The sequence below is a fragment of the Rhodococcus jostii RHA1 genome (genome assembly GCF_000014565.1).
Classification (GTDB): Bacteria; Actinomycetota; Actinomycetes; order Mycobacteriales; family Mycobacteriaceae; genus Rhodococcus_F; species Rhodococcus_F jostii_A.
Genome location: NC_008269.1, coordinates 266,703 through 285,097, shown reverse-complemented (window position 1 = coordinate 285,097; position 18,395 = coordinate 266,703). Strand labels below are relative to the sequence as shown.

Here is an 18,395-nt window from a genome sequence, read left to right as displayed (position 1 = left end):
TCAGATCGGCGGCATCGACCGGCCCCGCCGCGACGCCTGTGTGTCGTTCGCCGCGACCTTGGTCGGGTTCGACGAGATCGGTTGTGCGACTGGGGTGGTATCGATGTCGAACAGGTCGTTCGGTGTGCAGTCCAAGGCGGTGCACAGCGCGATCAGGGTGGACAGCTTGAGCTGGCTGGGCTGTTTGGTGAACAACGCCGACACCGACGCCGAGGACAGTTCCAATCCGGCCTTCTCGGCGAGCAGCCGTTGCAGCTGGGTGCCGGTCCAGACCTCGCGGTGGGCGGCGGCCATCCGGAGTTTCCACCTGATCTGCATGCTCACTCCTGTCCGGCCAACTCGGTCAGCGTCGCCGAGATCGCGCGTTGGTAGGCGTCTTCGATGAACGTTTCCGACGGGCGCACGTACCGCATGGTCGACGCGACCGTCCAGTGGCCTAGAAGTTGTTGGATGGCAACCAGATCCACGCCGCGCTCGTAGTTGTGGGTGGCGCAGGCGCGACGCATCGCGTGCGGGCTGAACCACTCCGCTTCGGGCCGTCCTTCCACGCTCATCAGGTGCCGCAGCCGGTTGCGGATCGTGGCCGCGGCCATCCGTCCGCCGGACTCGTCGCACAGCAGCGCCGCGCTGTCCGGGAACCGGCCGCGCACGTCGTCGAGATACCAGCGCAACACCAGATCCAGCCCGTCCAGCATCGGCACCCAGCGCGGCCGCGGCCCGGATCCTTTGGCGCCCTTTCCGAAGCGCACATGCAGTTTGCCGAACGTGCCTCGCCCGAAGTGGACGTCGCCGCGGTCGAGCATCACGACCTCCTCGGATCGTAGGCCGGCGTGGTACAGCGTGCGGAACAACGCGTAGTCCCGCGCGGCCGGGCCGTACTTGCGGGCGGTCGCGATCCGTTGCTTGGGGACCTCGAAGAACGCCGCCCACCCGCTCCGGTGTCGGCGGTGCCTCCGCAGCCGGCGAGTCGTCGCTGACGTGGCGGGTGGCGTTGAACTCGTCCAGCGGACAGGCCAGCCGCACCCCGAATGCTGCCTCGATCTCCGCGGCCTTGCGGACCTCGAGGAACCGGTGAAACCCCTTGAACACCTGCAGGTAGTTACGCCGCGTCGATACCGCTCGACCCGAGTTGGCCAGCTCGCCCACCACCCGGTCGACGTCGGCGGCGGTCACCTCCCACACCGGCCGACCCAGCCCCGCGAGCATCCGCTCCAGGACACCGATGTCGTTGGCGATCGTCGATGCCGCGAATCCACGCGCGGTCCACGACGCGACGAACGCCTCCACGCATTCGGCCTGGAACCACTGCGGATCTCGCGTCGCCACGATCGGTGCGACGTCGCCCGAGATCACCCGCAATCGCTCGTCGCCCACCGCACGCCTTCCTCGCACCTAGCATTTCGCGGTAACACCTTAACTCGCGGGCTTCCACCTCGAAGATCAACGACACGCCAATCAGTGGGAAACCCTCAGGCAGCAGCACAAAACTACGGAAACGAACCTGTGCGCGTTCCATATCCCTCCCCGCCGTCACCTGCCCACAGCCCGAGGATCTCGCGTTCCCCGGCGGTGGTGACGCCGATGGCGACATAGACGGGCCGGTTGGCGACCTGACCGTCGCGGATCTTGACGTGGATGGCATCGATGAACAGCACCGGATACACCGGGCGGATTCCACTGATCGAGGCGAATCCTTTCCCGAGAGGATTACGATGCCCAGGTATGCGTGGAACAAGTCACCACAGGAAGACAAGCGCCGCTACTTCGAGCTGATCAGACAAGGCCACTCAGGATCGAAGGCGGCAGCGACGGTCGGCGTGCCGCTGAGCTGTGGGTCGCTGTGGTTCATCGACGCTGGCAGTATGTCTTATGTCGAGAGTCCGATCAGTAGCCGTTACTTGAGCCAAGACGACCGTATCGAGATCGCCGACGGGCTGGCCCGTGAGGAGTCGGTCAAGACGATCGCGGAACGCATCGGCAAAAGCTTCCAGTCGGTGTACAAGGAGATCGCACGCAATCGAAAATCCGATGGTCGCTACCAACCGTGGTACGCCCACAACCAGGCACACCAGCGTCGACGACGCCCGAAAGTGCGTGTGTTCACCCACGATGACACGCTGCGTCGGCTCGTCGCCGCTAAGCTCGGCAAGCGCTGGTCACCGGCACAGATCAGCCGGTGGCTGCGGCGACGTTACCCACGCCGCACGGCGTGGCACGTGTGCGTTGAGACGATCTATGAAGCGGTGTACCGCGGACTGGTCTTGGCTGCGACTGGCGGGTCTTTGCGCACCGGCCGGACTTATCGCCGGCGCCGTGGCCGCGGACGATCCCGGGACGGTTCGCTCAAGCAGTCAACGAATATGACGCCCATCGCGCAACGGCCAGCCCACGTGGAATCACGTCGTCGGGTAGGGCATATCGAGGGCGACCTCATCATCGGCGCCGGCCAGAGATCGGCGATCGCGCCACTCGTCGAGCGCAAGACGCGATTGACCATCCTGGTCGCGATCCGTGGTGGCCACTCCGCGCAAGTCGTCGGGGATGCTCTCATCGAGCGCTTCACGCAGATGCCCGTCTCCCTGCGTCGGTCGCTTACCTGGGACCAGGGCAACGAGATGTTTCACCACGAGCGTATCGCGGACGCCACCGGCCTGAAGATCTACTTCGCCGATCCCCACTCGCCGTGGCAGCGGGGATCAAACGAAAACACGAATGGACTTCTGCGGCAGTATTTCCCGAAGGGAACTGACCTAAGCGGCTGGACCCAAGACCAGCTCGACGAGGTCGCCACCGAACTCAACGACCGTCCGAGGCTATGCCTGAATGACCTCACTCCGAACCAGGCTGTGCGACGATGGTGGCCCCTGCACGATTACCCGATGATTCGCCACGACTAGTGGAATCCGCCCCGGGTCGAGGGGACGGACGGACCATTCGGCCATCTCCGTGAGGACCTTGTCGGTGATCTTGCTGATGGTCTCCTTCGAGACCGATGCGCCGTAGACGTCGTCGAAGTGTGCTGCGATTTCGCCTGTGGTCAGGCCTTTCGCCGAGAGGGACAAAATGATTTCGTCGACCCCGGTCAGGCGTCGCTGCCGTTTCTTGACGATCTGCGGATCGAACGAGGCATCGGTGTCTCGTGGCACCTGGATCTGTACCGGTCCGATTTCGGTGAGCACGGTCTTCGTCCGCCTCCCGTTCCGGGAGTTTTCTCTGTTTCGTCCCGTGACGTGGTGTTTCTCGTAGCCGAGGTGCTCGTCCATTTCGGCTTCGAGTGCGGTTTCGAGGACGTTCGCGGTGAGCTGGTTGAGTAGTCCGTTCGGTCCGACCAGCTCGACGCCCTCGGCTTTGGCCTGGGCCAACAGTTGTTGGGCCAGCTTCTGGTGGTCAATCTTCGACTGATCCATGTGATCAAGTGTTTCGGTCATCGTCTTGCCTTCTCGCCAAGAGAACTCGGCGTGTCGGCCAGATCCAGTTCAACCGTTATCCCGACAGTCCCTCGTCGACCCCGCGGCCGCGGAGCAGTGGTTGGACACCGTCGGGTACTACCGGCTCAGCGGCTACTGGCAATATGCAACATTCGACCTATAGTCGACACGAGGTCTTGTATGCGGCGAGTGTTCATGTAGCCGTAGTGGAACGGGACGAACAGCACGCCGGGTCGGATGCCAGTGATCCGCGCCTGGGCGTGCAGGGTTCCTCGCGGGGTGGAGATCGCGAGCACGTCCCCGTCGACGATGCCGTGTTGGTGCGGGATTGCGCCGGCGGCGTGGGTGCGTTCGACCACGAGTTGGCTGCGGGAGGGATGTGGTCGGCGAAGATCGGGGACCCATGGGTGGTGCGCAGCCCCGCGGTATCGAGGGTGTCCTTGTGGGCGATCGGCAACCCGTGGAGGGGGCCGAGTGGTTCACCAGACATGGTGCGGACATAGGCTTTTCGGGCGAGTTCGAGTGCGTGCTCGGGTTGGACAGTGACTATGGCGTTGATCGCGGGGTCGATCTGGTCGATCCGCGGCCGCGCCGGTGCCCCGCCCGCGCTATCCGCCGGTGGTGAGTGATGTGGTGGTGTTGGATCCGACGTAAGTCGTGGTTCTGGGGAGTCAGTTGCCGGGCTCACCGATGTCTCCCACCGTCCCCTGAAGATGTATTCGGCCGTCGGACAGCTTGTAGGTGACGCCCGCGATGGCGCAGGCACCGGCCTCGATGCGTCCGGCGATGAGGCGTGAACGCTGCGCGAGAAGTTCGCCGGTCTCCACTACGTGACGGGCCTCGAGTTCGTCTGCGGTGCAGAGCCCTTCACGACGTCCCGTCATGACCGACGGTGCCACGCGTTCGACAACAGTGCGAATGAACCCGTCCGGCACCGCGCCGTTGTCGAGCGCGTCGAGCGTCGCCTTCACGGCGCCACAGCCGTCGTGGCCGAGCACGACGATGAGCGGAACGTTCACGATTTCGACGGCGTACTCGATCGAGCCGAGAACGGCGTCGTCGAGGACGTGGCCTGCGGTGCGCACGACGAACACGTCACCGAGACCCTGATCGAAGATGATTTCGGCGGCGACTCGCGAGTCTCCGCATCCGAACAACACGGCGGTGGGGTGCTGCCCGTCGGAGAGCGCTGCGCGGTCCGCGATCCCCTGGTTGGGATGCAGTGGGGTCCCGTCGACGAATCGCTCGTTTCCCTGCCACAGAATCTTCCATGCGGACGCGGGGGTCATAGGGTGCGGGGAATCTGTGTGCACTGAGGCCTCATTTCGTCTCGAGCGGGCTGGGTACTCGTGTCGCTGCGCCGGGCCCGGCTCGGGCCGAAGCTCGAACATCACTGACGAGGCTCAGCCGGCGCGGTGGTCCAGTACCCACCAAGCTACCCAAGTTCTTGCAGCATGCAAGGCTTAGCTTCTGCAATACTTGAGCTATGCGCAAACGCGGCGGTGACGACGAGTCGGTGAGCACGAGCCCCGAGGATCTGCGAGCATTCGAAGTCGCCACCCGAGATCTCGTGGGTGTGGCGCTCCGCAGCATCGAGGGCGGCGACGTCGACGTCACGTTGCCGCAGCTGAGGCTGCTGATGGTACTCAGCGAGGAGGGCACAGTGAGTTCGAGTCAAGCGGCGCGAGCACTGGGTGTTGCCGCATCGACGGTCACCCGCCTCGCGGATCGTCTCCTCGCCTCCGGGCACCTCAGACGAGGCGCGGATCAATCGAATCGCAGCGTCGTCACCCTGGAATCGACGGCACGGGGGCGCGCCGTCGTCGAGCAAGTGAATGCACGACGGCAAGGGGAGCTACGTCGCATCCTCGACCAACTCGACCCCACCGAGCGGTCCGACTGTGCGGCCACCCTGCGTCGCATACACGAGTGCCTCGACGGAACGTCGACACCACCCGCGCTCAGTTCGTTCGTGCGGTGAACTGCCCGCTCCCGTGGTGACCGGCTCGTGCGAAAAGGTCACACGTGCGATCCGATGGCGCATCGAGCGCGACTACCGGGAACTGGAAACCGGGCTCGGACTGGACCATTACGGCGAGCCCACCTGGCTCGACAGGCACCACCACGCCACCCTGGTCACCGCCGCCGCCCACCTCTTACCGCCCTGCGATTGATCCGATTGTCTCCAAAACAGGCTGGGCAGAACTGCCTCCGCGAACGTGCAACGCGCACTTGCTCGTTGGATCGGTACCTGCCGACTGTGCCACCACACCGCTTGGCGCCGTCCTACTAGGGGAGGGCGTGGGGTACGGGTCCGATCTCGATGGTCGACGACGTTGCCGCCAGTCCGATCCGGGCCCATTCCACGGTCACCGTAAGCGACACCGGCGCGGGGATTCCGTCTATCCAGTACCGCGGCGTGGTGCGGAAGTCGATTAACCGCGTCGTTCCGGTCGACAGGATCGGGGCCTGGTACGGGTCGGCCTCGCCCGTGAGATCCCCGGCGCGCACGTGCGTCCGGAGGAACGACCACCGCGGCGACGGGTCCCCGGGGTCAGTCAGCGGTCGTGTTTCATAGCGTGCCTGCTGGGCCGCGTGCCCGTAGGCGGTGAGGGCAAGACGCAGTTCCACCCCGGCCGGGTAGCGAAGAAGGTCGATGAGTTCGACGGTGATCCCGAGGCCCGCAGCGAGAACGGAACGCCCGTGAACAATACCCACCCCGCGCCACGAGGGTGGGGGTGCGGCCGGCCAGCGTCTTCGCATACTCGACATACTTCCACTGAGACAGAACCTCGACGTGAGAATCCCATCGGAGGAGGACTTTTCGCGTCCCACAGCACGCAAACGACGTTGGTATCCGTGCCGTGGTGTGCACGACAATTGTATCAAGCAACACTTGCACTGGCTGTCTCACTTGTGTGCTCGGTAGTGTGAGTGGGCCGGAACGACAGTGCCTCTCGGCTATGCGACTGGTGGTGGCAGGGGGGAGTGGCACTGGAGGAGGCAGCACCAGCACCAGACGGGGGGACATCCTGTGGATGTCGAACTTCGGGCATCGAGGCGTGTGTGGGTCGCAGTTCCGCCCTCTTCGGTGAGGCCGTCGGTAATCCGCCGAACTACCCGCGGACATGAAAAGGCACCGACCGCACCGTCTTGCGATTCTGCGAGCACGTGTCCCATTCACTCAGCGGTACGGACGCTTCTGCGCCGTGGAGTCGTTTATCACCAGGTGAATGGTGGAACACGATGACCGCGCCGCGACGCGCACGACTTCTGAGCGCATGCGGAACTTCCGCGTCCGTTGGACAACGTTTCGCGCGTGGCTCGACGGGCTGCTGTCGCACGCGTTGTCCACGAGGGCACTGGGTGCTCTCACCCTGACCGCCCATTGTCGAGGATCACTGTGGCGGTGGCAGGGTGGACGGACAAGATTTGTGTCCCCCAGGGTCTCACTCAGCCGCGTCGCACCCCGTCGCGGTCGCCGGTGCGGTGCGGCCGCACAGACCTGTCTCCACGGTGGCGTAGTGCTCCGCCTTCGGACTCCCAGCGGTATTGGGCGAGCAGTGCCAGCCGGCGATCCTCGGCCTCGCGCGCACCGATCGCCAGCAGTTCGTCGGCGGTGGAGACGTCGCGCGGACTCGCCGCCGTCATTATGGTCGCATAGGCGAAGACCGGGTCGGTGTAGGGAGGGACCACCAGCAGGACCAGCCGCCCGAACTTCTCGCCGGTGATCGCCAGGGTATTGCTCGACTGGTCGCTGGAGTGTCGCAGATCCACCGTGTTGCCTGCGTGGTCGATACACGACGGTGCTGGCGCCCAGCCGTTCTCGTCGTAGATGATCCGGTCGATGTGGCCCAGCCGCCGCGAGAGGGCCGTGAGCAGGGCCGGAAGTTCATCGGTGAGGTGAGTCGATCGTGGCCACCAGGCGCCCTGTACGAATCCACGGGACTGGGCGGGCTTGAGCCGCAATCGCAGTCCTCGACCGGTTGAGGGTGTCGCCTTCGAGGCATCCACATGCAAAGTTGGTGTGGACATGAGTGGCCTCCCGCCTGTTGATGATTGATGAAACTGGTGTCGTGGGATTTACGGATTGGGGTTTCGTCGGCACTGCTGTGGTGCTAGGTCATTCTCGGGTGTTGTCCTGCAACGCTCCGTTAGGTGACGTGTGTGGTGGTTCGGCAGACATCCACACGACCTGCCGGCGGGTATCGAACGAGAGGCCCGGCGGTCGCGTTGTGTGGTTTCCGGCACGGTTCTGAGAGCGATCGCCGTGATCGTGGTCAATGGCCTTGAGGCTCAGTGGACCGTCGTCGGAGTCCAGCGCCGACTTCAGACCGGCAACTTCGTTGTGCAGCCGCTCCATCTTCCTGTCGAGTCGGTGCGCGACGTCGGCGGCCTCGGTCAGCTCCTGCAACAATCGGCGGGGGACGGAGCGCTGGTACTTGTAGTAGATCTTGTGCTCGAGGCTGGCCCAGAAGTCCATGGCGATTGTCCGGATTTGCAGCTCGACGGGTACCTGGACAACTCGGTCGCTCAAGAACACCGGGATCTCGACTGCCACATGCAAACTTTTGTAGCCATTGGATTTCGGCTTCGCGATGTAGTCTTCGACCTCGAGCACGGTGACATCGGGCTGACCGCCGATCAGGTCCGCAACGCGGTAGGTGTCCGAGATGAGACCGCAGGTGATGCGGACTCCGGCGATATCGCGGATGTTCTGACGAATGTCGGCGGCCGTGAGCGGGCAGCGCAGACGCTGCGCTTTGGCCATGATGCTGTCGGGGGATTTCACCCGTGCCGAGACATGCTCGATCGGGCAGTGGCGATCCAGGTGCGTGAAACCCTTTCGCAGGATTTGCACTTTGGTGGTCAACGTCGCGATTGCGCATTGGTAGGGCAACACGAACTGGGTGAATTCGGGACCGAAGAGCTCGAACTGCGTCGTCATCGGTAAGTCGGGATCGCAGATGTTGTCGACCGTCATGCCCTACCTCTGCTGTTGTGAAGCGGTTAGTATTTAACGGAAGTATATCCGTTAAATTGGTCGAATGTAAGGTGACGAGGTGGACGAGGAAAGCGATACCCGGGGGCCGCGGCGAAATTTCCTGCCGCGCAACCGGCAACGGGAACGTGTTCTTCGGATGGTGCGTGAGCACGAGGGTGCGGTGGACGCCGTCGAACTGGCATCACAGCTCGGTGTGCACGTGACGACGGTGCGGTTCCATCTGGACGCGCTGTGTGACGACGGCGCGATCACGCGCACCCGGATGAACCGGCCGGGCGCCGGCCGGCCCCGTACCGGCTATCTGGCGATCGAGGAACGCGTGGACTACCGGACTCTCGCCGACGTCCTCGCGATGGAGCTGGGCCAGACGGTGCAGACGCGGGCTCGCCGCGCGCAGCACGCCGGGCACGAATGGGCCACGCGGATGACGGCTTCCCGCAGCGCAGGCACCGGTGACAGCGGGCACACCCCGCAGTCGGATGCCGATGATGCGCTCGATCACGCGGCGGCCCGCACCACGAATGCTTTCGCGCGGATGGGGTTCGGCCCCGAGCTGGTCTCGGCGCCGGGACCGTCGACACCGCCGTCGACGGACAGCGGCGGCCCCGCGGGCGAACGTGAACGGATCATTCGCCTGCACGCCTGCCCGGTACGGGATCTGGCCCGGTCGCATCCAGAGGTGGTGTGCGGAGTGCATCGGGGGTTGCTGCAGGGTCTGCTGGACACGTCAGCGACCGAGGGAAACCGAAAGCCGCAGCGACCGGCCATCTCGGCTCACCTCGAGCCGTTCGTCGAACCCGAACTGTGCGTGGCCAGGCTGGTGGCGGGATGAGTCAGGTTGCCCGAAACGCGGCGCTGCCGGTGCCAGGGTCTGGGTCGGGGTGACGGCGGCGATGCCGGGAATATTGTGGCGATCGTTCTCCGGAACGCGTCGTGACACGTTGTTTCCGAGAGTGACTCTGTGGATAATGTTCGATTCCATCGAAATCTGTAGGCTCCGGGTTTCTTTCGACCGCATCTGGTGATGTGAGGCACTCGTGAACGCCCGAGCTGCACTGTGCGCCAACGCTACCGGTGCGGCCGCGCGCGAATCTGCACAGTTGGCCCGTGTCGGCGGACGTGTGCCGACAGCGGTGGGCCGGGTTTACGGGCAGGGGGATTGCTACGACGCCGCCTCGCCGACGCTGTACCCGGAAAGGTCGGGGACGGCCCAATTCTCACCGTGTTTCTCGAGCGGGATGGTCGCCACAACAATGTCCGGATCCAACGGCACCGCTCCCATGATCCGCGGAACCCACCGACCGGGCGTACCCGACGGCCCCGCCATCTCGTCCCATCGAACGTCGACACCGGCATCGCGGAGTGCGTCCTGATCGATCACAATCACCGCCAGGGGAAGATTGACGTCACCGTAGACGGCGGCGAGGACGTGCTCGAGTTGCTCCGCGGTCGCGGCGTGGATGAATCCGATCTGATCGAGTGTGTGGGCGCGGGTGGACGCCTCGTATTCTCCGAACCGTGCGGCGCCTTCCCAGTCGTCGGCGAGGGCTATGTGAAAGAGATGTTCGCTCATCGTGATGTCCTTGTGGAGGAATGTCCGCGGGGAATGCAGGTGTCGGGCGCCGCCCCGCGCCAACGGGTCGACAGGGGATTCGTGCGTGCCGAGTTCAGGCCGACGAACGTCGACGGCCGAAGTCGGCGGCGCGTGCGGAGGTGAGCGCGCTGCGCGTGACCGCTTCCCGCTGCGCGGCCGCTTCGTACAGTTGATGCGACAGGTCTGCCAGGGCGCGGGCAGCGGCCATGTCATCGCTGACCTCCGGGACGTCGGTATGGCGCGGATTGCGCCGGGCGAGTCCCGTTCCCACGAAGGCGGCCCGGCCGCTGGTACGCAGACGGGCCCTCGCGCGTGTCTGGGCGCCGGTCTCCGCCGATTTGTGTTCGTCGATGACGATGTTCACCGACCATGTCTTCTCGTTCACGGTTGATGCACTTCCTTTCGTGTTCTGCCGTCGCGGACGCATCCGGGTCGACCCTGATGGCCCCGGGGGGGGTGTCTGCGGCCACTGTCTGCTCTGTTCGGCGCGGATTGTGGTGGTTTTCCGGGAGATCCGTGGCCTGACCGTGCGCCCGGCGATGCGATGCCGTTCTGTCCTCGAGGTGACCGCTGGGGGAGCGATCAGGCGTGTGGTCCTCGCGGACCCGACGGTGAAGTCGGGAGGTGAGGGCGTCGAGTTCGGCGGAGTCGGTGCCGGTCAGATTGCGGTGCATCGCCCGGGCGATCCTGGTGGCGTGGACTGTGGCGTGTTCGGCGATCGGACCCTGAAACATCTGCCCGACCGTGGTGGACCAGAGGGTGAGCCATCGTAGGAAGTGTCGTGCCTCGAGTCGACGCCGGGTGTGGACGCTCCGGTGCACCCGCAGGGCGCTGCCCTGGTAGAGGCGGGCCCCGAACAGGACGGTCTCCCAGAAGTCGCACATGATCGGCAGGTGTGATTCGAGTCCGCTCTCGCGGATCTCGGCGAACGGGTCGGCGAGGAGGTCGTCGACGAGCACGCGCCCGTAGAAGCGGCGGAGCAGGTCCTCGATGTCGGTGCGAGTGGCCAGATCCGTGCGCGTAGGTTCGTCTGGTGTCAGTGAAGGCATGAGGCCACCGCCCGAAAGAGCTGGAAGATCAACGCGATCAGCAATGCGACCTTCGCTACTTCCAGTCCGATGTACACCAGGTGCATCCTCGATCGTGGCAGGTGCTCTCCGGCGAGGATCCGGTCCGATCGTGTACTCAGGGGCGGGCGGACCACCGCGATCTGCACCACCAGCACCACCGTGACAAGCGCGAGCACCGTCAACACGGTTGCGTCCGGGGGCGCGCCGACGCACGACGCCAACAACGCGAGTGCCAGAACCAATTCCACCGCATTGAGGGCGAGGAAGACCTTCCGGCCGATGCCGAGCCCGATGGCCAGGGTCACGCCCGGGGCCCGAAATTTGATCGGCGCCTCGAGAAACGAAATCGCCACCACCATCCCGAACCAGAAGACCGGCAGGATCAACTGCGTGTAGCGCGCCACTTCAGTCATGTGCCACCCCCCTTGTCGGGCGGGTTCGGGTCCGTCGGACGTTCTCCGGTGGACGGGTGCAGCAGTAGTCGTCCCGCGGGGTCGGCCGGTCGCCGCCGCTCACCGGACCAGGACCGTGCAGGCGTCGCGGCCGCCTCGGCTTCGGGGCACCGCAGGAAACTGTGGGAACGATCGGCGGTGTCACTCATCGCCGGCCCGTTTCTCGCTCGGGACCCGGGCTGTGCCGGCGGTGACCGTGACCGACTTGGGCCGTCGGCCGACGTACGTTTCGGCGCGCATCCGTTTCACCATGTGGGGGTAGTGCAATTCGAACGCGGGGCGCTCGGAACGGATTCGGGGCAGCTCGGTGAAGTTGTGGCGCGGTGGGGGACAACTGGTGGCCCACTCGAGCGAGTTCCCGTAACCCCAGGGGTCATCGACCGTGACCACCTGGCCGTACCGGTAGGACTTGAAGACATTCCAGACGAACGGCAACACCGACCCGCCGAGGACGAACGAGCCGATCGTCGAGATCGTGTTGAGGGTGGTGAACCCGTCTGTGGGGAGGTAGTCGGCGTAGCGGCGGGGCATGCCCTCGGCGCCGAGCCAGTGTTGGACCAGGAAGGTGGTGTGGAAACCGATGAACGTGGTCCAGAAGTGCCATCTGCCGAGGCGTTCATCCATCAGCCTTCCGGTCATCTTCGGGAACCAGAAGTAGATGCCGGCGTAGGTGGCGAACACGATGGTGCCGAACAGCACGTAGTGGAAATGCGCGACGAGGAAGTAGGAGTCGGTGACGTGGAAGTCCAGCGGCGGGCTCGCGAGCAACACGCCGGACAGGCCACCGAACAGAAAGGTCACCACGAAACCGAGCGAGAACAGCATGGGGGTTTCGAAGGTGAGCTGCCCTTTCCACATGGTGCCGATCCAGTTGAAGAACTTCACCCCGGTGGGCACCGCGATGAAGAAGCTCATCAGCGAGAAGAACGGCAGCAGAACGGCGCCGGTGGCGAACATGTGGTGCGCCCACACCGCGGTGGACAGTGCGGCGATGGCGATGGTCGCGTAGACGAGGCCGGTGTAGCCGAAGAGCGGTTTGCGGCTGAAGACCGGGAAGATCTCCGAGACGATGCCGAAGAAGGGGATCGCGACGATGTACACCTCGGGGTGACCGAAGAACCAGAACAGGTGTTGCCAGAGCAGGGCGCCGCCGGTGGCCGGGTCGAACAGGTGCGCCCCCAGGTGCCGATCCACGAGTAGGCCCAACAGTGCCGCGGCCAGAATCGGGAAGGCGATCAGGACCAGGATCATGGTGATGAAGATGTTCCAGGTGAAGATCGGCATCCGGAACATCGTCATCCCCGGCGCCCGCAGGCAGATGACGGTGGTGATCATGTTGACGCCACCGAGGATGGTGCCCACACCCGCCAACGCCAGTCCCGTGATCCACAGGTCGCCGCCCACCCCCGGCGAATGCACCGCGCTGGTCAGGGGGGAATACCCGGTCCAGCCGAAGTCCGCGGCCCCTCCCGGGGTGAGGAACCCGGACACGGTGATGATCGCGCCGAACAGGTACAGCCAGTAGCTCAGCGCGTTCAGCCGGGGGAACGCCACGTCGGGTGCGCCGATCTGCAGCGGCAGAATGTAGTTCGCGAATCCGAAGACGATCGGCGTCGCGTACAGCAGCAGCATGATGGTGCCGTGCATCGTGAACAGCTGGTTGTACTGCTCGTTGGACAGGAACTGCAGACCGGGGACCGCGAGTTCGGTGCGGATCAGCAGCGCCATCAACCCGCCGACCATGAAGAACACGAACGAGGTGACCATGTACATCAGACCCAGCATCTTGGGGTCGGTGGTGGTGGCGGCCTTGTAGAGGAACGTCCCCTTGATCCCGCGCCGTTGTGGGTACGGCCGGACGGGGACGACGTCTACGGTGAGAGGGGTCACGATGCACCGCCGCCGCAGGGGGACCCCTCGCCGGTAGCGGCGGGGTCCGAATGTGGATGCCCACTGACCAATTCGGTGTCGGCGGCGAGCCGGCCGAGCTTGCCCGCCCCTCCCGGCATCCCCAGTGCGGCACTCGCGCCGGGGAGCGGGCTGTGGAAGAACCGGGCGTTGTCGTCGGTGAACGCCTCCCACCGGGCGGGCAGGTCGGCCTCGTAGTAGATGGCCTCCACCGGGCAGACCGGCTCGCATGCGCCGCAGTCGATGCATTCGTCGGGGTGGATGTACAGCGACCGGCCGCCCTCGTAGATGCAGTCCACCGGGCATTCCTCGACGCAGGCCCGGTCCATCACATCGATGCACGGCTCTGCGATCACATAGGTCATGGCCACCTCCGGGAAGCTAACCCTTTTTTAGAGGAATCCCTTCCTCTAAAGTCATACAGTATGGCGATACGAAAAGGAACCGGTGCCGGACGCGCCGGGACGCACGCAGTGTTGGCCTCGCGCAGGCGGGTCCAGCTGCTGGACGCTTTGCGGGCCAGTCCGACACCGATGACCGTCGGGGAACTGGCGGCGCTGTGCGAGCTGCACGTGACCACGGTTCGCTTCCATCTCGACGCGTTGACCGGCGCCGGATTGGTCTCGGCCGAACCCGAGCGGAATCCGGCGCGAGGCCGCCCGCGTCGGCTCTACCGGGCGCTGGCCCCCCTCGAACCGGGGCACGCCGATTCCGGATACCAGGGGTTGGCTCGGGTGTTGGCGGCGCACTGGGCGAGCTCCGAGGACGACCCCGTGGGCCGGGCGGAGGCGGCCGGGCGGGCGTGGGCACTCGACGACCTCACCGGCACCTCCGGGGCACCCCGATCGATCGAGGACGCCGCGAGCACCCTCACCACCCTGTTCGCGGAGATGGGATTCGACCCCGAGCTCGAGTCCGAACCCGAGGAAATGCGAATCCGGTTGCATGCCTGCCCGTTCGAGTCGGTCGCCCGGCAGAGCCCGAACGTCGTGTGCGCGCTGCATCTGGGACTGATGCGCGGCGTCCTCGACCGGCTCGGTGCACCGGAAACCGACAATCGGCTGATCCCGTGGGAAACGCCCCGGACCTGCATCGCTCACCTGGCGCGACGCTAGCCGGCCCGGTATGCCCGGCGCCGACCTCGATCGCGCACGGGGGCGGTGTGGTCTCCGGCAGGGGGAGGTGGTGAGGCGATGTTGCTGTCCGTCGGGCACGGCCGGCTCGGTCGGGAGGAGCTGACCACGCTGCTGACCGCGGCCGGCGTCGACGCGGTGGTCGACATTCGCCGGTATCCCGGCAGTCGCCGCAATCCCGATGTCGGCAGCGAGATGATGACGCACTGGTTGCCGGCCGCCGGGATCGGCTATCGCTGGGAGCCGCGACTGGGCGGTCGCCGCCGCCTGCCGCCCGGCGAGCCGCGTGAGGATCCGTGGTGGCAGGTCGATCAGTTCGCCGCCTATGCCGTACACACCCGCACCACCGAGTTCGCCGCGGCACTGACCGAGCTGTTGGATCGGGCGGCGCGGCAGAAAACGGCGATGATGTGCAGTGAGAGCGTGTGGTGGCGGTGCCACCGCCGGCTCGTCGCCGACGTCGCAGTCCTGCGGCGCGGGGTGCGCGTCGAGCACCTCATGCACGACGGCCGGCGCACCCCGCACCTCCCGGCGCAGGGCGCTCGGGTGCGGGCCGACGGCCAGGTGGTCTGGGACCGCCCCCGGGCGAGGTCCTGATCGGCAGCCCCGGTGGCCCGCACTCGTGCCCGACGTCCGCTCCGGCCCGGCACCGGGCCGAGACCGCAACGCGGAGCGGCGCAGCGCTCGGCGTGCCGCCCGGCCGAAGCAATGACGGGCCGCGGGTCGTCCACCCACCCGGTCAGGCGTGGACGCCGGCGAGGGCGAAGAATTCCTGGCGCGAACGAGGATCATCGCGCAACGCTCCCAACAGGGCGGAGGTGACGGTGGCCGATCCCACCGATTGCACGCCGCGCAGGGTCATGCAACTGTGCTCGGCCTCGATGACCACCCCGACACCCCGAGGATGCAGGTGTTCGTCGAGCCAGCCCGCGATCTGCTTGGTGAGCCGTTCCTGAACTTGAGGGCGACAGGCGAAATGCTCTGCCACGCGGGCGAGCTTGGACAATCCGATGATGCGTTCGCCGGGCAGATACCCGATGTGCACGGTACCGGCGAACGGCAGCAGATGATGCTCGCACACCGATCGCAGCGGGACGTTGCGGACCAGGACGAGCTCGTCGTAGTCCTCGTCGTTGGGGAAGGTGGTCAGATCGAAGGCGCGGGGGGTGAACAGTTCGGCGTAGCCGTGGGCCATGCGGCGGGGCGTCTGGCGCAGGCTCTCCGAGTCCAGGTCGATCCCGAGAGCTTCGAGGAACGCCGCTGCCGCCTCTTCGGCCGCAGCCAGGTCTCGTCCTGGTGCCTGATGGAGAACGTGGAGTGTCGCGGTCGACGGCATGCCGGGTTCCTTCCGCAGTGGTGGTGGGTGGCGTCCACCCGGCGAAGCGCAGCGGTCTCGGGCGGGTGGACGAATGAGGGTGTCGACGTCGCGCGCCCCGGAACGAGGGGACGCACGTCGGTGTCGGCTAGGCGGCACTGAGTTTCGGGGCGAGTGCGGTGCGCCGGTGCCAGGCCGGGTCGTACACGTAGGCCAACCGGCCGAGGGTGAGGGCGGCGAGCATCAGTCCGAAGTCACGCAGTGCGATGTCGTAGAAGCCGGGGTAGCTCAGCAGGTTGATCACGATTCCGGCGAGCCAGGCGGCGACGATGTAGGCCGCATAGCGTGGTTTGATCGCGACGGCGATGCCGGCGACGATTTCGATCACTCCGACGACCAGCATGGTTTGGTGCGCGCTGAACGGGCTGAGGTCGACGATCCACGGCGCCAGGTAGTCCTCCCAGGTGGTGAGCACGTTCGTGAACTTGTCGATGCCCATCACGATCGGGAGCACGGTGAATCCGATCCGCAGCAACAGGAACGCGCCGTAGGCGGGGTCACTGCGAGCGCGTTGCAGGGCTGTGCCGGGTGTGGGTGCGGTCGCCGACGAGTCGGGCGTGGGAGTAGTCATCAGAAACCCCTTTGTAAAAGTAATAGGACTCATTTTTAGAATCTTCCCTCCACACCTATTTGTCAATACTTTTTGGTGTTACAGTCGGGGTATGTCCACTCCGCGATCCGCTGCGCCGGCGGTGCTGGCGGCGTTGAGCAACCTCGATGATCCGTTGCGGCGCAGGCTGTATGACTACGTGACCGAAAGCGACGCACCGGTCTCGCGGGAGCAGGCGGCCGCCGCCGTCGACGTCGGCCGGACCCTCGCGGCCTATCACCTCGACAAGCTGGCCGATGCCGACCTGGTGACGGTCAGTTACCAGCGGCCGGCCGGCCGCGGCGGGCCCGGCGCCGGCCGTCCCGCGAAGTTCTACACCCGGGCCACGACGGAAATGACCGTCAGCGTGCCGCCCCGGGACTATGAACTGCTCGCACGGTTGCTCGTCTCCTCGGTCGAACAGGACACCAGCGGAACCGTGCGGGCGGCCGTGAACGAGGCCGCGCTCGACGCCGGCAAGCGGGCCGTCGCCGACACCGGGGGAGATCTCCTGGCGGCGCTCCGCGGCTGCGGATACCTGCCCCAGGTCGCCGACGACGGCCGTATCGACCTACGCAACTGCCCCTTTCACCATGTCGCCCGTGACCACCTGGACGTGGTGTGCGGGTTGAATTTACGCCTTGTCGAGGGCGCGATCGCCGGGAGCACCCAACACGACGCGCACGCAGAATTGGACCCGCGACCGGACCGGTGCTGTGTCGTGGTCCACCACGCAGCGTCCGCACACGCACACTCGCCCCCGGGCACCGCCGCCCGTCCCTGACGGACACGAACCGGCAGGAGCGAGGCGCCGGATCGGCTCGCGCGTCGATCGACGGACCCGCCCATCCGAGCACCGGCATTCCGGCGCACCGCGACCGCGGCGCTCCATGCAAGCGTTGCGTGCCAGGACGCGCTCGTCGCGCATCACACCGCGAACCATCGGGACCGCATCTGGAAACCCCCGAACCGGGGACCCATGACGGCTCACCGTTCGTCACTCTTTTCGGTGACACAGTGGGTCCAGGGCGGTCCGCATCGCTCAAAGCCATATCTCTGCAAGGGATTACATCCCATGGGTGTCTATCGAATCCTCTGGTGGGTGGTGACCGTGCCATTGGGGTTGGTCGGCTTCGCGGTCGCGATCTTCACCGTCCACCCCGACGTCCTCGTGTCCGCGGCGTTCGCGGCGGCAGTGACCGGCGGCGGCCTGACCGCGATGGTGGCCGACAGGTCCGCCACCGCCACGCCGCGTTCATCGCTGCCGACCGCCGCACTCAACGCCGCTACCGCGGGCGCGGCCCTGATCGGCATTGTCGGCCTGATCGCGCTGTCCGGCGCTGCGGCCGTGCCGCTGGTGCTCGTGCTGACGGTCACCGCCCGGCCGGTGGCGCGGTGGCTTCGAAGCTGGCCGCCGTTGGCGCAGTTGCTCTCCCGGCAGCCCTCTGCTCTGTGTGATCCGGACGAGGCGAGCGCTCCGGGTTCCCCGGCGGCACCGCCGCCGAGCTGTGCGGAATTGTCCGGCGATGCGTTGTGCCGCGGCTGGCGCACCAGTTTCGCGGAGCTGCAGAACGCCAGGTCGGTCACCGACCGGTTGCGACTTGCCCGGATCCGTCAGCAGTACCTCGACGAGATCGAGCGCCGCGATCCGCAGGGATTCGCGGCGTGGTTCACCGCCGGGGCCCGGGCGGGCAGCGATCCATCGAAGTTTCTCACCACACGAGATCAACCACCGACCGACCGGCAGTGACACGGTGCACACGCCGGCAGAGCGGGGAGCCAAGTGGGCGTGGATGAGACGCCCGAACGACGAGAGGCACGGCGATGAACAGATTCCCACC

General features: G+C 66.0%; 20 protein-coding genes and 5 pseudogenes. 8 read left to right on the top strand and 17 right to left on the bottom strand.

Annotated elements, in window-relative coordinates:
• The 3 genes and pseudogenes from RHA1_RS37015 to RHA1_RS37005 form a co-directional block, all read right to left on the bottom strand.
• Positions 1–318 carry a helix-turn-helix domain-containing protein gene (locus tag RHA1_RS37015; protein WP_007296740.1) on the bottom strand — a complete coding sequence of 106 codons (318 nt, stop codon included), beginning with the start codon at positions 316–318 and terminating at the stop codon, positions 1–3.
• Between the two features lie 2 nt (positions 319–320).
• Positions 321–1,374 (bottom strand): annotated as a pseudogene (locus RHA1_RS37010) (tyrosine-type recombinase/integrase).
• Positions 1,375–1,517: 143 nt separating this feature from the next.
• Positions 1,518–1,664 (bottom strand): annotated as a pseudogene (locus RHA1_RS37005) (transposase); the annotation flags it as partial.
• A 48-nt stretch (positions 1,665–1,712) separates the two neighbouring features.
• On the opposite strand from RHA1_RS37005, the gene RHA1_RS37000 reads away from it, so the two are divergent.
• Complete coding sequence (locus RHA1_RS37000) at positions 1,713–2,897, top strand: IS30 family transposase (RefSeq protein WP_011599188.1); 1,185 nt, start codon at positions 1,713–1,715, stop codon at positions 2,895–2,897.
• A 15-nt stretch (positions 2,898–2,912) separates the two neighbouring features.
• Here RHA1_RS37000 and RHA1_RS36995 read toward each other — a convergent pair.
• From RHA1_RS36995 to RHA1_RS36980, 4 genes and pseudogenes are all read right to left on the bottom strand, one after another.
• Positions 2,913–3,428: pseudogene (locus RHA1_RS36995) on the bottom strand (IS256 family transposase); the annotation flags it as partial.
• Between the two features lie 125 nt (positions 3,429–3,553).
• Positions 3,554–3,787 (bottom strand): molybdopterin dinucleotide binding domain-containing protein, encoded by a 234-nt coding sequence (locus tag RHA1_RS52475; protein ID WP_007300298.1) that lies wholly within the window; start codon positions 3,785–3,787, stop codon positions 3,554–3,556.
• Between the two features lie 71 nt (positions 3,788–3,858).
• Positions 3,859–4,116, bottom strand: a pseudogene (locus RHA1_RS52470) (amidase family protein); the annotation flags it as partial.
• Entirely contained in the window at positions 4,100–4,717 is a 618-nt protein-coding gene (locus RHA1_RS36980; RefSeq protein WP_007300300.1) for a carbonic anhydrase, read from the bottom strand. The pseudogene RHA1_RS52470 and the gene RHA1_RS36980, both read right to left, overlap by 17 nt.
• A 197-nt stretch (positions 4,718–4,914) precedes the next feature.
• Between RHA1_RS36980 and RHA1_RS36975 the strand changes: the two genes are divergently transcribed.
• The gene (locus tag RHA1_RS36975; protein WP_007300301.1) at positions 4,915–5,409 is read left to right on the top strand and encodes a MarR family winged helix-turn-helix transcriptional regulator; all 495 of its coding nucleotides are present in this window, start codon (positions 4,915–4,917) and stop codon (positions 5,407–5,409) included.
• A gap of 49 nt (positions 5,410–5,458) precedes the next feature.
• Positions 5,459–5,721, top strand: a pseudogene (locus RHA1_RS53745) (IS701 family transposase); the annotation flags it as partial.
• Here the strand turns inward: RHA1_RS53745 and RHA1_RS36965 are convergent.
• From RHA1_RS36965 to RHA1_RS36955, 3 genes are all read right to left on the bottom strand, one after another.
• Positions 5,718–6,146: a hypothetical protein gene (locus RHA1_RS36965; RefSeq protein ID WP_007300303.1), complete on the bottom strand. Its 429-nt coding sequence runs from the start codon at positions 6,144–6,146 to the stop codon at positions 5,718–5,720. The pseudogene RHA1_RS53745 and the gene RHA1_RS36965 sit on opposite strands and share 4 nt — an antisense overlap.
• 735 nt (positions 6,147–6,881) lie before the next feature.
• A complete protein-coding gene (locus RHA1_RS36960) occupies positions 6,882–7,397 on the bottom strand; it encodes a DUF5994 family protein (RefSeq protein WP_007300304.1) in 516 nt (171 codons plus the stop codon).
• 154 nt (positions 7,398–7,551) lie between these two features.
• A complete protein-coding gene (locus RHA1_RS36955) occupies positions 7,552–8,412 on the bottom strand; it encodes a GTP pyrophosphokinase (protein WP_011599182.1) in 861 nt (286 codons plus the stop codon).
• Between the two features lie 157 nt (positions 8,413–8,569).
• Between RHA1_RS36955 and RHA1_RS36950 the strand changes: the two genes are divergently transcribed.
• Positions 8,570–9,265 (top strand): helix-turn-helix transcriptional regulator, encoded by a 696-nt coding sequence (locus RHA1_RS36950; protein WP_007300306.1) that lies wholly within the window; start codon positions 8,570–8,572, stop codon positions 9,263–9,265.
• A 330-nt stretch (positions 9,266–9,595) separates the two neighbouring features.
• On the opposite strand, the gene RHA1_RS36945 is transcribed toward RHA1_RS36950, so the two are convergent.
• The 5 genes from RHA1_RS36945 to fdxA all read right to left on the bottom strand — a co-directional run bounded on the left by RHA1_RS36945 (position 9,596) and on the right by fdxA (position 13,822).
• Positions 9,596–10,006, bottom strand: coding sequence for a DUF952 domain-containing protein (locus tag RHA1_RS36945; RefSeq protein WP_007300307.1), 411 nt, complete (start codon positions 10,004–10,006; stop codon positions 9,596–9,598).
• A gap of 94 nt (positions 10,007–10,100) precedes the next feature.
• On the bottom strand, positions 10,101–10,412 hold the full coding sequence (locus RHA1_RS36940; RefSeq protein WP_007300308.1) for a dsRBD fold-containing protein: 312 nt from the start codon (positions 10,410–10,412) through the stop codon (positions 10,101–10,103).
• A 651-nt stretch (positions 10,413–11,063) separates the two neighbouring features.
• The gene (locus RHA1_RS36930; RefSeq protein WP_007300310.1) at positions 11,064–11,510 is read right to left on the bottom strand and encodes a hypothetical protein; all 447 of its coding nucleotides are present in this window, start codon (positions 11,508–11,510) and stop codon (positions 11,064–11,066) included.
• A gap of 180 nt (positions 11,511–11,690) precedes the next feature.
• Entirely contained in the window at positions 11,691–13,439 is a 1,749-nt protein-coding gene (gene ctaD / locus RHA1_RS36925) for an aa3-type cytochrome oxidase subunit I (RefSeq protein WP_007300311.1), read from the bottom strand.
• The gene (gene fdxA, locus RHA1_RS36920; protein WP_007300312.1) at positions 13,436–13,822 is read right to left on the bottom strand and encodes a ferredoxin; all 387 of its coding nucleotides are present in this window, start codon (positions 13,820–13,822) and stop codon (positions 13,436–13,438) included. Before fdxA ends, ctaD begins: the two co-directional genes overlap by 4 nt.
• A gap of 60 nt (positions 13,823–13,882) precedes the next feature.
• Here fdxA and RHA1_RS36915 point away from each other — a divergent pair, with 60 nt between their 5' ends.
• Positions 13,883–14,572: a helix-turn-helix transcriptional regulator gene (locus RHA1_RS36915; protein ID WP_011599178.1), complete on the top strand. Its 690-nt coding sequence runs from the start codon at positions 13,883–13,885 to the stop codon at positions 14,570–14,572.
• A gap of 78 nt (positions 14,573–14,650) precedes the next feature.
• A complete protein-coding gene (locus RHA1_RS36910; RefSeq protein ID WP_007300314.1) occupies positions 14,651–15,187 on the top strand; it encodes a DUF488 domain-containing protein in 537 nt (178 codons plus the stop codon).
• 142 nt (positions 15,188–15,329) lie between these two features.
• Here RHA1_RS36910 and folE read toward each other — a convergent pair whose 3' ends face one another.
• Entirely contained in the window at positions 15,330–15,926 is a 597-nt protein-coding gene (folE, locus tag RHA1_RS36905; protein WP_007300315.1) for a GTP cyclohydrolase I FolE, read from the bottom strand.
• Between the two features lie 127 nt (positions 15,927–16,053).
• A complete protein-coding gene (locus RHA1_RS36900) occupies positions 16,054–16,536 on the bottom strand; it encodes a DoxX family protein (RefSeq protein WP_007300316.1) in 483 nt (160 codons plus the stop codon).
• A 91-nt stretch (positions 16,537–16,627) separates the two neighbouring features.
• Between RHA1_RS36900 and RHA1_RS36895 the strand changes: the two genes are divergently transcribed.
• A complete protein-coding gene (locus RHA1_RS36895) occupies positions 16,628–17,338 on the top strand; it encodes a helix-turn-helix transcriptional regulator (RefSeq protein WP_007300317.1) in 711 nt (236 codons plus the stop codon).
• 291 nt (positions 17,339–17,629) lie between these two features.
• Positions 17,630–18,304 carry a hypothetical protein gene (locus RHA1_RS36890; protein WP_007300318.1) on the top strand — a complete coding sequence of 225 codons (675 nt, stop codon included), beginning with the start codon at positions 17,630–17,632 and terminating at the stop codon, positions 18,302–18,304.
• Positions 18,305–18,395: the final 91 nt, after the last annotated feature.

Excerpts from the sequence above, each read along its gene's own strand:
- RHA1_RS36945 (WP_007300307.1), bottom strand. The coding sequence starts at position 10,006 with ATGAGCGAACATCTCTTTCACATAGCCCTCGCCGACGACTGGGAAGGC.
- fdxA (WP_007300312.1), bottom strand. The coding sequence starts at position 13,822 with ATGACCTATGTGATCGCAGAGCCGTGCATCGATGTGATGGACCGGGCC.
- RHA1_RS36900 (WP_007300316.1), bottom strand. The coding sequence starts at position 16,536 with ATGACTACTCCCACGCCCGACTCGTCGGCGACCGCACCCACACCCGGC.
- RHA1_RS36910 (WP_007300314.1), top strand. The coding sequence starts at position 14,651 with ATGTTGCTGTCCGTCGGGCACGGCCGGCTCGGTCGGGAGGAGCTGACC.
- folE (WP_007300315.1), bottom strand. The coding sequence starts at position 15,926 with ATGCCGTCGACCGCGACACTCCACGTTCTCCATCAGGCACCAGGACGA.
- RHA1_RS36895 (WP_007300317.1), top strand. The coding sequence starts at position 16,628 with ATGTCCACTCCGCGATCCGCTGCGCCGGCGGTGCTGGCGGCGTTGAGC.
- RHA1_RS36975 (WP_007300301.1), top strand. The coding sequence starts at position 4,915 with ATGCGCAAACGCGGCGGTGACGACGAGTCGGTGAGCACGAGCCCCGAG.
- RHA1_RS36980 (WP_007300300.1), bottom strand. The coding sequence starts at position 4,717 with ATGACCCCCGCGTCCGCATGGAAGATTCTGTGGCAGGGAAACGAGCGA.
- RHA1_RS37000 (WP_011599188.1), top strand. The coding sequence starts at position 1,713 with ATGCCCAGGTATGCGTGGAACAAGTCACCACAGGAAGACAAGCGCCGC.
- RHA1_RS36955 (WP_011599182.1), bottom strand. The coding sequence starts at position 8,412 with ATGACGGTCGACAACATCTGCGATCCCGACTTACCGATGACGACGCAG.
- RHA1_RS36930 (WP_007300310.1), bottom strand. The coding sequence starts at position 11,510 with ATGACTGAAGTGGCGCGCTACACGCAGTTGATCCTGCCGGTCTTCTGG.
- RHA1_RS36915 (WP_011599178.1), top strand. The coding sequence starts at position 13,883 with ATGGCGATACGAAAAGGAACCGGTGCCGGACGCGCCGGGACGCACGCA.
- RHA1_RS37015 (WP_007296740.1), bottom strand. The coding sequence starts at position 318 with ATGCAGATCAGGTGGAAACTCCGGATGGCCGCCGCCCACCGCGAGGTC.
- RHA1_RS36890 (WP_007300318.1), top strand. The coding sequence starts at position 17,630 with ATGGGTGTCTATCGAATCCTCTGGTGGGTGGTGACCGTGCCATTGGGG.
- RHA1_RS36950 (WP_007300306.1), top strand. The coding sequence starts at position 8,570 with ATGGTGCGTGAGCACGAGGGTGCGGTGGACGCCGTCGAACTGGCATCA.